The sequence below is a fragment of the Nocardiopsis halophila DSM 44494 genome (assembly GCF_000341245.1).
Lineage (GTDB): Bacteria > Actinomycetota > Actinomycetes > Streptosporangiales > Streptosporangiaceae > Nocardiopsis_A > Nocardiopsis_A halophila.
In genome coordinates this window covers 18,516-30,767 of sequence record NZ_ANAD01000003.1, presented here as the reverse complement: position 1 = coordinate 30,767, position 12,252 = coordinate 18,516, and the positions used below count along the sequence as shown (strand labels likewise).

General features: G+C 74.0%; 13 protein-coding genes. 9 read left to right on the top strand and 4 right to left on the bottom strand.

Annotated features, from left to right (window positions below):
• Positions 1-36: 36 nt before the first annotated feature.
• A complete protein-coding gene (locus D450_RS0100315; protein WP_017536686.1) occupies positions 37-543 on the bottom strand; it encodes a DUF4870 domain-containing protein in 507 nt (168 codons plus the stop codon).
• 402 nt (positions 544-945) lie between these two features.
• Entirely contained in the window at positions 946-1,752 is an 807-nt protein-coding gene (locus tag D450_RS0100310; protein ID WP_017536685.1) for a DUF3097 domain-containing protein, read from the bottom strand.
• Between the two features lie 413 nt (positions 1,753-2,165).
• Here D450_RS0100310 and hrcA point away from each other — a divergent pair, with 413 nt between their 5' ends.
• From hrcA to D450_RS0100295, 3 genes are read left to right on the top strand one after another with little or no spacing between them, the layout of a single operon-like run.
• On the top strand, positions 2,166-3,179 hold the full coding sequence (gene hrcA / locus D450_RS0100305; RefSeq protein WP_017536684.1) for a heat-inducible transcriptional repressor HrcA: 1,014 nt from the start codon (positions 2,166-2,168) through the stop codon (positions 3,177-3,179).
• Positions 3,180-4,331 carry a molecular chaperone DnaJ gene (dnaJ, locus tag D450_RS0100300; protein ID WP_026124264.1) on the top strand — a complete coding sequence of 384 codons (1,152 nt, stop codon included), beginning with the start codon at positions 3,180-3,182 and terminating at the stop codon, positions 4,329-4,331.
• Positions 4,331-5,104: a 16S rRNA (uracil(1498)-N(3))-methyltransferase gene (locus tag D450_RS0100295; protein WP_017536682.1), complete on the top strand. Its 774-nt coding sequence runs from the start codon at positions 4,331-4,333 to the stop codon at positions 5,102-5,104. Before dnaJ ends, D450_RS0100295 begins: the two co-directional genes overlap by 1 nt.
• A gap of 180 nt (positions 5,105-5,284) precedes the next feature.
• On the opposite strand, the gene D450_RS0100290 is transcribed toward D450_RS0100295, so the two are convergent.
• Positions 5,285-6,082 (bottom strand): hypothetical protein, encoded by a 798-nt coding sequence (locus D450_RS0100290; RefSeq protein WP_017536681.1) that lies wholly within the window; start codon positions 6,080-6,082, stop codon positions 5,285-5,287.
• On the bottom strand, positions 6,079-6,612 hold the full coding sequence (locus D450_RS0100285) for a SigE family RNA polymerase sigma factor (protein WP_026124263.1): 534 nt from the start codon (positions 6,610-6,612) through the stop codon (positions 6,079-6,081). The genes D450_RS0100290 and D450_RS0100285 overlap by 4 nt, the downstream gene beginning before the upstream one ends.
• Before the next feature lie 524 nt (positions 6,613-7,136).
• On the opposite strand from D450_RS0100285, the gene D450_RS0100280 reads away from it, so the two are divergent.
• From D450_RS0100280 to era, 6 genes are all read left to right on the top strand, one after another.
• Positions 7,137-7,490 carry an HIT domain-containing protein gene (locus D450_RS0100280; protein WP_017536679.1) on the top strand — a complete coding sequence of 118 codons (354 nt, stop codon included), beginning with the start codon at positions 7,137-7,139 and terminating at the stop codon, positions 7,488-7,490.
• A gap of 130 nt (positions 7,491-7,620) precedes the next feature.
• Positions 7,621-8,694, top strand: coding sequence for a PhoH family protein (locus D450_RS0100275; protein WP_017536678.1), 1,074 nt, complete (start codon positions 7,621-7,623; stop codon positions 8,692-8,694).
• A 36-nt stretch (positions 8,695-8,730) separates the two neighbouring features.
• Positions 8,731-9,219: an rRNA maturation RNase YbeY gene (ybeY, locus tag D450_RS0100270; RefSeq protein WP_017536677.1), complete on the top strand. Its 489-nt coding sequence runs from the start codon at positions 8,731-8,733 to the stop codon at positions 9,217-9,219.
• Position 9,220: 1 nt separating this feature from the next.
• Positions 9,221-10,528 carry a hemolysin family protein gene (locus tag D450_RS0100265; protein WP_017536676.1) on the top strand — a complete coding sequence of 436 codons (1,308 nt, stop codon included), beginning with the start codon at positions 9,221-9,223 and terminating at the stop codon, positions 10,526-10,528.
• A complete protein-coding gene (locus D450_RS0100260) occupies positions 10,525-10,875 on the top strand; it encodes a hypothetical protein (protein WP_017536675.1) in 351 nt (116 codons plus the stop codon). The genes D450_RS0100265 and D450_RS0100260 overlap by 4 nt, the downstream gene beginning before the upstream one ends.
• A gap of 66 nt (positions 10,876-10,941) precedes the next feature.
• A complete protein-coding gene (gene era, locus D450_RS0100255; protein WP_026124262.1) occupies positions 10,942-11,913 on the top strand; it encodes a GTPase Era in 972 nt (323 codons plus the stop codon).
• Positions 11,914-12,252 lie beyond the last annotated feature (339 nt).

The following is a 12,252-nucleotide window of genomic DNA, read 5'->3' as shown; positions in this document are numbered from 1 at the left end:
GGCCGGGAATCGGTCGGCGCCGACCGCCGGCGCCGGTCACTTCACCGGGCGGAGGGCCACCGGGTACCGGTACCACCCGCCCTTGTTGGCGTTGGCCGCGGCCAGGACGCCGAACAGGATGGACAGTCCCCAGATCAGCGCGATGAGCACCGACCCGATCCAGGACACCGCCGGTGTCAGGAACGCGAGCACGATGTAGACGATCCACGCGAGGGCGTAGGGGATGAGCAGGGTCAGCTGGAAGTTGAGCGCCTCGGCGGCGTGGTGCCGCCCGAACGCCGACCGGTGCTTCTGGCTGGAGAGGACCAGCAGCGCCGGCACCCAGCCCAGGCAGGCCGTCACCACTCCGGCCAGGTGGGCGATCATCGCCCAGGTGGGGTCCTCGGCCGAGGGGGCCGGGCCCGAGCCGGGGACCGTGCCGCCGCCGGGGAAGCCGGGGACCGCCGGGCCCGGCGCGCCGTGGCCGGCCGCCGGTTGCTGACCGGTCGCCGGACCGTGGGGCGCCCCCGGCCCCGGCGGGACCGGGCCGCCGGGCGGGGCCATCCGCGGCCCGCCCTGCTGGGGCTGCCCGTAGGGCTGGTGCGCCGCGGGGCCGGGCGCCGGGTACCCGCNGGGGGCCCCCGCCGGTGGCGGGGTGCGGCGGCGGCCCTCCGGCCTGCGGGGTGGAGCCGGGCCCCTGCGGGGCCTGCTGCGGGCCCTGGGGCTGCTGGGGCTGTGGCGGCGACTGCGGTGCGAACCCCGGCCGACCACCGGTCCCCGGTCCGCCGGCGCCTCCGGGCGCGGCTCCGCCCGATCCCTGTGCGGGGTCCGGAGGCTGCTGCTGATTGGGCGGGGTCTCGCTCATCTCGTCCCTTGGCTTGCCGATTGCGTGGTGCTGCGGTCCCGGTCGTGCGCCGACGGGCGCCCGGCCGCCGCACGCCGCGCCGGTACCGCGGTTCCGACGCCCTAGTCTTGCATCGCGGGCGGCACCGTGACGAAGTCGATCAACTCTTCGACGCGGCCGAGCAGCTCCGGTTCCACGTCCTTGTACGACCGGACCGCGCCGAGGATGCGCCGCCACGCCTCCCCGGGCTCCTCGCGGATTCCCAGCGCCGCCAGCACCCCCTCCTTCCAGGGCGTGCCGCGCGGGATCTCGGGCCAGGCCCCGATGCCGAGCGCCGAGGGCTTCACAGCCTGCCACACGTCGATGAACGGGTGGCCGGTGACCAGCACGTGCGGGGAGGAGACGCGCTCGGCGATCCGGCTCTCCTTGGAGCCGGGGACCAGATGGTCCACGAGCACGCCGAGGCGGCGCCCGGGGCCAGGGGCGAACGCCTCCACGATGGCGGGCAGGTGGTCCACGCCCTCCAGGTACTCCACGGCCACGCCCTCCACACGGAGGTCGTGGCCCCAGATCTTCTCGACCAGCTCGGCGTCGTGCACGCCCTCGACGTAGATGCGGCTCTCCTGGGCCACGCGCGCGCCCGCGCCGCGCACCGCGACCGAACCGGAGGCGCTCAGCACCGGACCGGCAGGGGCGGGCGCCGAGGGCCGGACCGCCGTGGCGGGGCGGCCCTCGACCAGGAAGGCCGCCGGCTCCAGCTGGAAGACACGGGTGCCGCCCTGCCGGTCCTCCAGGGTGACGGTGGACTTGTCCCAGGTCACCACGGCGCCGCAGAAGCCCTCGTCGGCCGACTCCAGGACCAGTCCCGGCTCCAGGACGACCTCGGCGATGCGGTCCTTGCGCGGCCGCCGCCAGTCGCCCGCCAGCACGTCGGAACCGTATCTGTCGGAATTCGTAGGCACGGCGGGGATTGTAGTGGGAACGGGGCCGCGGGGCCCGGCATGCGCGCCGGACGCGCCCTGCTCCCCGGGCGCTCCCCGGGCGCGGGGCGTACCGGGGGCCTTCCGGGCCTCCTGCGCCCCGAGGGGCGGCCGTGCCGGACGGGGAGGGCCTGCGGCACCGGTGCGGAACCGACCGTCGGTCCCGGTCGGAAGCGGTGCGGTCGGCCACAGATGACCGCCGGGTGTCCGCGATGCGACGTCCGGGGGCGGGCATGTGCCATGCTCCGGAGGGTCCACCGCCGTGCCCGGGCACGGGCCGCCGTCGGGGCAGGTCCCAGGGCGGTTGGACCGGGGCGCATAGAATTAGCACTTAAGACCACGGAGTGCCAGGAGGTGAGCGCGTGCTAGACGACCGGAAGCTGGCCGTCCTGCGTGCCATCGTCGAGGACTACGTGTCCACGAACGAGCCGGTGGGGTCCAAGGCCCTGGCCGAGCGCCACTCCCTGGGCGTATCCCCGGCCACGATCCGCAATGACATGGTCGCGCTGGAGGAGGACGGGTACATCGCCCAGCCCCACACCAGCGCCGGGCGGATCCCCACCGACAAGGGGTACCGCCTGTTCGTCGACCGCCTCTCCACGGTCAAGCCGCTGTCCGGGGCCGAGCGCCGGGCCATCGAGACGTTCCTGAGCGGAGCCGTCGACCTGGACGAGATCGTCGCCCGCACGGTTCGGCTGCTGGCGCAGCTGACCCGGCAGGTCGCCATCGTCCAGTACCCCTCGCTCACCCGCTCCTACGTCCAGCACGTGGAGCTGGTGCCGCTGGGCCCGAACCGGGTGATGATGGTGCTGATCACCAACACCGGCCGGGTCGAGCAGCGTGTCATCGACCACCTGGAAGGGGTGGCCGAGGAGGGCGTGGACCGGCTGCGCCAGGTGCTCAACCAGGCCACCGCCGGGCAGTGGCTCAACGACGTGCCCGCCGCCGTGGCCGACCTGGCCGCGCAGGCACCGCCGGAGGACCGGCAGCTGACCGCCTCGGTGCTGTCGGTGCTGCTGGAGAGCCTGGTGGAGCGGCACGAGGAGAAGGTGGTGCTGGGAGGCACCGCCAACCTGGCGCGGATGGGCTTCACGGCCGGCCTGCGGGACGTGCTGGAGGCCTTGGAAGAAAACGTGGTCCTGATCCGTTTGCTCGGGGAGGCGGGGGATCCCTCCATGCTCACCGTGAGCATCGGCGCGGAGAACCCCTATGAGGGCCTGAGGGGCACCTCCATCGTCTCCGCGGGTTACGGCATGGGCGATCAGACCCTGGCCAAACTCGGTGTGGTCGGACCGACACGCATGGACTATCCGGGAACGATGGGAGCGGTACGCGCGGTGGCTCGGTACATTTCTTCGATTCTGGCGGGGCAGTAAGTGGCGAGAGACTATTACGAGATCCTCGGTGTGCGCCGGGACGCGTCTCAGGACGAGATCAAGAAGGCGTACCGTCGGCTCGCTCGGGAGCTGCATCCCGACGTCAACCCCGACCCGGCCACCCAAGAGCGCTTCAAGGAAGTGACCCAGGCCTACGAGGTCCTCTCCGACGATGAGAAGCGCCGGATGTTCGACATGGGGGCCGACCCGTTCGCCCCCGGTGGCGGCGGCGGGGCCGGAGGCGCCGGCGGCTTCGGTGCGGCCGGCTTCCCCTTCGACGACATCATGAACGCCTTCTTCGGGGGGCAGGCCGGCGGCGGCCGGGGCAGCGCGCGCGACCGCGTGCGCCGCGGGCGCAGCATCAAGATCCGGGTCGAGCTGGACCTGTCGGAGACCGCGTTCGGCGTCACCAAGGACGTGACGTTCCCGACCGCGGTCCTGTGCGACACCTGCGAGGGCGAGGGGACCGCCGAGGGCACCAGCCGGCACACCTGTGACATGTGCCAGGGGCGCGGCGAGGTGTCCCAGGTCACCCGGTCCTTCCTGGGGCAGGTCATGACGACGCGCCCGTGCCCGCAGTGCTCGGGCCAGGGCAGTGTCATCACCGACCCGTGCGCGGACTGCGCCGGCGAGGGCCGGGTGCGCGAGCGCGTCACCCGCAAGGTGCAGATCCCGGCCGGTGTCGAGGACGGCACCCAGATCCAGCTGGCCGGAGAGGGCGAGGTGGGCCCCAACGGGGGTCCGCGCGGCGACATCTTCCTGGAGATCGTCCAGCGCCCGCACTCGGTGTTCGAGCGCCGGGGCGACGACCTGCACTGCACCATAACGGTGCCGATGACGGCGGCCGCGCTGGGCGCCTCGTTCACCTTCGACACCCTGGACGGCACCGAGGAGATCGACCTGCGACCGGGCACGGGCTCCGGGCACGTCATCACCCTGGCCGGCAAGGGCGTCAAGCACCTGGACGGCGGCGGCCGCGGCGACCTGATGATCCAGGTCGACGTGGAGACCCCGGCCAAGCTGGACGAGGAGCAGGAGGCGCTGCTGCGCAAGTTCGCCGAGCTGCGCGGTGAGACCCAGCCCCCGGGCAAGTTCAGCCCCGGGCACGGCGGACTGTTCTCCCGGCTGCGGGACGCCTTCGGGGCCCGCTGATGACCGCGCCGGTCTTCCTCGCCGAGGAGGGCGGGCTGGACGGCGCCACCGCGGTGCTGCGCGGCCCCGAGGGGCGGCACGCCGCGGCGGTGCGCCGCATCGCGGTGGGGGAGCAGGTCGACCTGGTGGACGGTGCGGGCGTGCGCGCCCGCTGCACCGTCACCGAGGTCGGCAAGGACACGGTGGTGTGCGCGGTGCGCGAGCGCAGGGCCGAGCCCGAGCCGCGCCCGCGCCTGACCGTGCTCCAGGCCCTGGCCAAGGGCGACCGCGGCGAGCTCGCGGTGGAGATGATGACCGAGGCCGGGGTGGACCGGATCGTGCCGTGGGCGGCCGAGCGGTGCGTGGCCCGCTGGAAGGGCGACCGCACCGCCAAGTCGCTGGCCAAGTGGCGCTCGACGGCGCGCGAGGCCGCCAAGCAGGCCCGCCGCGCCCGCGTCCCGGAGGTGGCCGAACCGGTGGGCCGGGACGGCGCCGCCGAGCTGCTGGGCGAGGCGGACCTGGGGCTGGTGCTGCACGAGGAGGCCGGTCGGCCGCTGGCGCGGACCGGTGTTCCCACCGGTGCCCCCGATGGGCCCCCGGAGCCGGCCGAAGGGGGCGGCGCCGCCGAGATCGTGCTGGCCGTGGGCCCCGAGGGCGGGGTGTCCGAGGCCGAACTGGAGGCGTTCGAGGCGGTCGGGGCGCAGCGCGTGCTGCTGGGCCCCACGGTCCTGCGCACCTCGACCGCGGGGGTGGCCGCCCTCGCCGTCCTCCAGGCCCGCGTCGGCCGCTGGTAGCGCCACGGCGCGCTCCGGCCCGGTAGAGCCGAAGCTCTTCGCCCCTGCCGCCACCGCCGCGGCGGGGGCCGGACCGCTCTCCGCCCTCCGCCCGCCCTCCGCGATGCCGCCGGGTCCGGCCGGTGGGCGGTCCGGACCCGGTCAGCGGGCGCGTGGCGCAGCGCGGAGGCCGTGCGCCTGCTACTCCGCCGAGGAGTCGCCGGTGCCTCCGCCGCCGTCGGTACCGCCCGGGTCCGGCTCGTCCGGCGTGGGGGTGCTCCCGCCGCCGTCGGACCCGCCGTCCGAGTCGCCGCCGTCGTCGCCGGATCCTCCGCCGTCGCCGTCCCCGTCCGAGCCGTCGCCGCCGGAACCGTCGTCCCCGCCGCCGCCGTCGCCGGAGCCGCCGTCACCGGAGTCTCCGCCGCCGTCACCGTCGCCCTCGTCCGGCTCCTTGTCCGGGTCGCACTCGGGCGGGAGCTCCTGGCCGTCGCCCTCGTCCTGATCCGAGCGGCCGGTCGCGGTGGCCACGGGGGACTCGGAGCCGGGCGGCTCGGGCGTGCGGCAGTGCGCCGGCAGCTCCTGCGTCCGCCGCTCCTCGTCCTCCTCGGTGGGGGACGCCGCGCCGCCGCCCTGGCCGCCCCCGGTGCCCTCCTGCTCGGCCCGGCCGTCGTCATGGGAGGTGAAGTCGGTCGCCTCGCCCGCCCCGTCGCCCTCGGGCCGCTCCTGCTGCTGGGGGGTGCCGGTGTCGTTGGCGGCGAAGAAGATCTGGTCGCGCAGCTGCGGAGTGCCCATCAGGACACTGCCCGCGATGGCGGCCGCCGCCCCTACGGCCACGACCGGCCGCAGCCAGGGCAGCCCCGACCACAGCGGCGAGCGCCGGCTCTGGGTGCGCTCCCTGATCATGTTCAGCGCCTCGGGGGACGGCTCCACCGAGTCGGCCTCCGAGCGCAGGATCGCGCGCAGCCGCTCCTCGGTTCCTTCGTCGAACGGTTCGCTCATGTCGTCTGCTCCAGAACCGAGCGGAGCGCGGCGATGCCCCGTGCCGTATGGCTCTTGACGGCGCCGCGGCTGATACCCATCGCGTCGGCGATCTGGGCTTCGGACAGGTCGCCGTAGTAGCGGAGGACGATGGCCTCGCGCTGGCGGGTCGGCAGCCGGCGCAGCGCCGCGATCACCGCGGCCCGTTCCAGCTCGCCCAGGGCACCGTGCTCGGCGCTGGGCGCGTCGGGCAGTGCCTTGGGGGCGTGCTTCTCCACCACGGCCCTGTGCCGCAGCACCGAGCGCGCGCGGTTGACCACCGACTGGCGCAGGTAGGACAGGGCCTTGTTGGGGTCCCTGAGCCGCCGCCAGGCGCCGTGCATCGCCACGAAGGCGTCCTGGACGACCTCCTCGGCCGTGGCGTGGTCGCGCACGAGGAGGGCCGCCAGGCGCACGAGCGGCCGGTAGTGCTCGCTGTAGAGCCGGGTCACGGCCTGGTCCGCGTCCCATTCGATCGCTGTCGCTGCCGCCGCGGTCGTCCCCGCGACCATGGTCTCCGTCACGTCCGTTCGACGCGCGCCCTTGTCGCCGGGTTTACGAAAGGGCATACCTATTCTTCTCGTTGAGGTCTGTGGTCGGGCACGCGCCTCGCCACGTGTCCGCATACCGCCGTGCTCCGCGGGGGAGGGGCCCCGGGAAGAGGACGCTGTGGGCGAAGCCACGCGAAGGAACAGAATAGCCCGCAACGGCGGCGAATCGCGGAGGGGTCGCCGATTGTGCTTCCCCGGCGCAGGCCCCCGCAACCTCACGAAACCGTCACGGTCCGCGCCGCCCGGCGAGCCGGAACGTCCGCGGCGCCGCAGCCAACGGTAGAAGAACGCGCGGCCCGCCGGGCCGGAACCGGCGGATCGGCCCGCGCGGCCGGACACGGCCGCGCGCCCGGGCCGCCGTGCTCCCCCTCGCCGCGGCCGGACTGCGGCATGATGGGGGCGGGCCCGGAACGCCCTGCGGCGCCGGGTGCCGACCGACGGCCCCGGCAGCGGGGAGACGCCGACCAGTTGGGAGAGGACGACAGGTGGCCCAGAGCGACCCCGAGTGCCTGTTCTGCAAGATCGTCAAGGGCGAGGTGCCGGCCGACATCGTCCGCGAGGGCGGCCGCACGCTCGCCTTCCGCGACATCAACCCCCAGGCCCCCACCCATGTGCTGGTGATCCCCCGCGACCACCACCCGGATGTGGGCTCGGCGGCGCGGTCCGACACCGGCCTGGTCGACGAGATCGCCCGGGAGGCCGAGGCGGCGGCCCGGGACGAGGGCATCGGGTCCGACTTCCGCCTGGTGTTCAACACCGGCACCGGCGCCGGGCAGACCGTCTTCCACGTGCACGCCCATGTGCTGGGCGGGCGCGGGATGGAGTGGCCCCCGGGGTAGGCCTCCGGGAGGCGCGGCGGCCCCTGGGAACAAACCGGACCGGGGGCCCATTGGGATAAAGTGAAGGGGTCGCCGGAAGCGACCACGTGGAACGCGAGAGGCAGGGGCGAGAAGGCCGCGAGGCCTACCCATGGTCGAGACAACGCAGAACAGCACCCAGGTCAAGATCGTCGTGCCGGAAGAGCACATGATGGTCGCCCTGCTCGGTCCCGAGGACGAGCTGCTCCGCACCGTCGAGAGGTCCTTCGAGAGCGACATCCACGTCCGCGGCAACGAGATCACCATCAGCGGCTCCCCCGAGGAGACCTCGCTGGTCGTCCGGTTGATCGAGGAGCTGCTGGAGCTGGTGAAGAACGGCACGCACATCACCCCCGACGCGATCGACCGCACCCTGGCGATGCTGCGCTCGCCCTCCGAGGAGCGCCCCGCCGAGGTCCTCACCGCCGACATCCTTTCGTCGCGCGGGCGGACGATCCGCCCCAAGACGCTCAACCAGAAGCGCTACGTCGACGCCATCGACCGGCACACCATCGTCTTCGGCATCGGCCCGGCCGGGACCGGCAAGACCTACCTGGCCATGGCCAAGGCGGTCAAGGCACTGCAGAACAAGCAGGTCAACCGGATCATCCTGACCCGCCCGGCGGTCGAGGCGGGGGAGCGGCTGGGCTTCCTGCCCGGCACCCTCTACGAGAAGATCGACCCCTATCTGCGGCCGCTCTACGACGCGCTGCACGACATGCTCGACCCCGACAGCATCCCCAAGCTGATGTCGTCGGGCACGATCGAGGTGGCTCCGCTGGCCTACATGCGCGGGCGCACCCTCAACGACTCCTTCATCATCCTCGACGAGGCGCAGAACACCTCGCCCGAGCAGATGAAGATGTTCCTGACCCGGCTCGGGTTCGGCTCCAAGATCGTCGTCACCGGCGACGTCACCCAGGTCGACCTGCCCAGCGGGACCTCCAGCGGTCTGCGCACCATCGAGAACATCCTCTCGGGCATCGACGACATCGGGTTCTGCCGGCTCGCCAGCGAGGACGTGGTCCGCCACAAGCTGGTCAGCGCCATCGTCGACGCCTACGGGCGCTACGACGGGGGCCGCGCCCGCGAGCGGGGCCGGGAACAGGGCCGCGAGTCGGGACGGGAGCAGGGCCGGGGCCAGAGCCAGGGCAGAGAGCACGGCCGCCGGGGCGAGGACGGTTGAGCCCCGCAGGAGCACACGAGTAAGGCGCGCAACACGATGAGTATCGACGTCGCGAACGAGTCCGGCGTCCCGGTCGACGAATCGGCCCTTTCGGAGCTGGCCCGCTACGTCCTCGACGCGATGCGGGTGCACCCGCTCGCCGAGCTGTCGGTGGTGCTGGTGGACGAGGAGCCGATGGCCGAGCTGCACCAGCGGTGGATGGACCTGCCCGGGCCCACGGACGTGATGTCCTTTCCGATGGACGAGCTGCGCCCCGGCGGCCCGGACCGCACCAGCGACCCGGGCCAGCTGGGAGACGTGATCATCTGCCCGCAGGTGGCGGCCCGCCAGGCCGAGGAGGGCGGGCACAGCGCCCAGGACGAGCTGGACCTGCTGTGCACGCACGGCATCCTGCACCTGCTGGGCTACGACCACGGCGAGCCCGACGAGCGGGCGCAGATGTTCGGCCTGCAGGCGGAGCTGCTGACGGGGTGGCGGCCCAGCGCCGCGGAGGCCTCCCGCACCGCCGAGACCCGGGAGGCCTGACGTGCCGACCGCCTGGGCCGCGTTCCCCGCCGGGGCCGTGTTCGGCCTGGCCGCCGCCTTCCTGGTGGCCGCCGAGATCGCGGTCACCCGGGTCGCCGCCGGCGGCGCCGGGGCCGCCGCGGACCTGCCCGAGCGCCGCCGCGCCCGTCTGGAGTCGCTGACCGCCGACTCGGCCCGCACCCTCAACCTGGTCCTGCTGCTGCGGGTCTCCTGCGAGGTGGCGGCCGTGGTCGCGGTCGCCGCCGGATTCACCGCGCTGCTCGGCTTCGGCTGGGCCTCCGCCGCGCTGACCGTCGCGGTGCTGATCCCGGTGGAGTACGTGCTGATGGGCGTCACCCCGCGGATCCTGGGGCGGCAGTTCTCCGTGCAGGTGGCCGAGGCGACGGCGGTGCTGCTGGCCTGGCCCTCGGTGGTGCTGGGGCCGCCCGCCCAGCTGCTGGTCCGCCTGGGCCGGGCGCTGACCCCGCGCACCAAGGGCGAGCGCGGCGGCCCGTTCAGCAGCGAGGAGGAGCTGCGGCGGCTGGTCGACCTCGCCGAGCGGGGGCACGTGATCGACGCCGACGAGCGGCAGATGATCCACTCGGTGTTCAAGCTCGACGACACGGTGGTGCGCGAGGTGATGGTCCCGCGCACCGACATCGTGTTCGCGTCGGCCGACGAGGACCTGGACTCCTGCCTGTCGCTGGCGCTGCGCAGCGGCTTCTCCCGGATCCCGGTCACCGGCCGGGACGAGGACGACGTGGTGGGCATCGTCTACCTCAAGGACCTGACCGCGCGGATGCGCGAGCACTGGGCCGAGGCCGGGGCGGACGCGCCGGTGCCGCCGGTGAGCGAGGCCATGCGCCCGGCGTCCTACGTGCCCGACTCCAAGCCCATCGACGAGCTGCTGCGCCAGATGCAGGGCCAGCGCATCCACATCGCGGTGGTGATCGACGAGTACGGCGGCACCGCCGGGCTGGTCACCATCGAGGACATCGTCGAGGAGATCGTCGGCGAGATCACCGACGAGTACGACGACGAGGTGCCGCCCGTGCAGGACCTGGGCCCGGGCCGCGCCCGGGTGACGGCGCGGCTGCCGCTGGGCGAGCTGGCCGAGCACTTCGGCATGGAGCTCGACGCGCCCGATGTGGACACCGTGGGCGGGCTGCTCGCCTACGCGCTGGGCCGGGTGCCGATCAGCGGGTCCCGGGCCGACTACGCTGGTCTGAGGCTCACCGCCGAGGATCCCGCCGGCCGCCGCAACCGGACCGCGACGGTGCTGGTGGAGCGGCTGGATCCGCCACCCGGACCGGACGAAGGAGAGCAGTGACCGACAGCACCACCCCTGAGCTGGGCGCCGAGGACGGCAAGCTCGTCACCCTGGCCCGCGCCTCGCGGGCCCGCACCGGCGCCGCCGAGGGCGCGGCGGTGCGCGACGAGACCGGCCGCACCTATGCCGCCGTCACCGTGGACCTGCCGCACCTGCGGCTGAGCGCCCTGCAGGCCGCCGTCGCGGCCGCGGTCGCCAGCGAGGCCGACCGCCTGGAGGCCGCCGCCGTGGTGACCGACCAGGAGGGGCCGAGCGAGCAGGACCGCGAGGTGGCCGCCGACCTGAAGACGGGCGTGCTCATCACCGCCGCCCCCGACGGCACCCCGGCCTCCGTCGACCGCCCCTGACCCGGCCGGGCGGGGCCGCCGCGCCCCGCCCGCCCCCGCACCCGCACGATTCGAGACATGACGACGATGGACGAGCTCGACCTCGACAGACTCCGTGCCCCGCTGCCGGGCGCCACCGCGGTGCCCGACGGGTTCCGCAGCGGCTTCGCCTGCTTCGTGGGCCGCCCGAACGTGGGCAAGTCGACCCTGATGAACGCGTTGGTGGGGCAGAAGGTCGCCATCACGAGCAACCGGCCGCAGACCACCCGGCGCACCGTGCGCGGGATCGTGCACCGCGAGGACGCCCAGCTGATCGTGGTGGACACCCCGGGCCTGCACAAGCCGCGCACCCTGCTGGGGGAGCGGCTGGACAGCCTGGTGCGCTCCACCCTGGTCGAGGTCGACGTGATCGGGTTCTGCGTGCCGGCCGACGAGCCGATCGGGCGCGGGGACACCTACATCGCCCGGGAGCTGGCCGCCCAGCGCCACACGCCGGTGGTGGCGCTGGTGACCAAGGCCGACAAGGTGGACCGCGGGCGGGTCGCCGAGCAGCTGCTGGCGGTGGAGCGCCTGGGCGAGTGGGCCGACATCGTCCCGGTCTCGGCCGAGACCGGGGACAACCTGCAGGAGGCGGCGCAGGTGCTGTGCACGCACCTGCCGGAGGGCCCCCCGCTCTACCCGGACGGGGACCTGACCGACGAGCCGGACGAGATGCTCGTGGCCGAGCTGGTCCGCGAGGCCTCCCTGGAGGGGGTGCGCGACGAGCTGCCGCACTCCATCGCGGTCGTGGTCGACGAGATGACCGACCGGCCCGACACCGCCCAGGGGCGTGAGTTCACCGACATCTACGCCTCGCTGTACGTGGAGCGCCCGAGCCAGAAGGCCATCGTCATCGGCACCAAGGGGGCGCGCCTGAGGCAGGTGGGCACCGAGGCCCGCCGCCAGATCGAGGCCCTGCTGGGCCGGAGGGTCTACCTGGACCTGCGGGTCAAGGTGGCCAAGGACTGGCAGCGCGACCCCAAGCAGCTGCGCCGGCTGGGCTTCGACCAGCAGACCTGAGGCGCCTCTTCCGGACCGCCTCCGGGCGTGCCCGCGGGGTGGGGCCATCGAGTGTGGTGGTATTGCCACGCAATGTGCGATTGCGTGGCAATACCACCACACTCGATGCGGGGCGGCCGCCTACCGAGCCGGACCCCGGGCCCCGTGGGCCCGCTGCCCCCGCAGTCGATCGGGAAGCCGAGGAAACCCACCCGCTCCCCGCCCCGCCCCGCCTCGTCTCGTCGCCGCCCTCCCCGGCGCACGGCCGGGGTCGGTGAGCAGGGTACGTGCTCCTCCGTCGCCGCCCCTCCGGTGACCACCCGCACGCCCGGCACCCGACAGTGCTGGCCGCTGAGCCGC

Bases quoted from the DNA above. Each gene is read 5' to 3' on its own strand.
- D450_RS0100290 (WP_017536681.1), bottom strand. From the start codon at position 6,082: ATGAGCGAACCGTTCGACGAAGGAACCGAGGAGCGGCTGCGCGCGATC.
- era (WP_026124262.1), top strand. From the start codon at position 10,942: ATGGACGAGCTCGACCTCGACAGACTCCGTGCCCCGCTGCCGGGCGCC.
- D450_RS0100295 (WP_017536682.1), top strand. From the start codon at position 4,331: ATGACCGCGCCGGTCTTCCTCGCCGAGGAGGGCGGGCTGGACGGCGCC.
- D450_RS0100275 (WP_017536678.1), top strand. From the start codon at position 7,621: ATGGTCGAGACAACGCAGAACAGCACCCAGGTCAAGATCGTCGTGCCG.
- ybeY (WP_017536677.1), top strand. From the start codon at position 8,731: ATGAGTATCGACGTCGCGAACGAGTCCGGCGTCCCGGTCGACGAATCG.
- D450_RS0100285 (WP_026124263.1), bottom strand. From the start codon at position 6,612: ATGGTCGCGGGGACGACCGCGGCGGCAGCGACAGCGATCGAATGGGAC.
- D450_RS0100315 (WP_017536686.1), bottom strand. From the start codon at position 543: ATGGCCCCGCCCGGCGGCCCGGTCCCGCCGGGGCCGGGGGCGCCCCAC.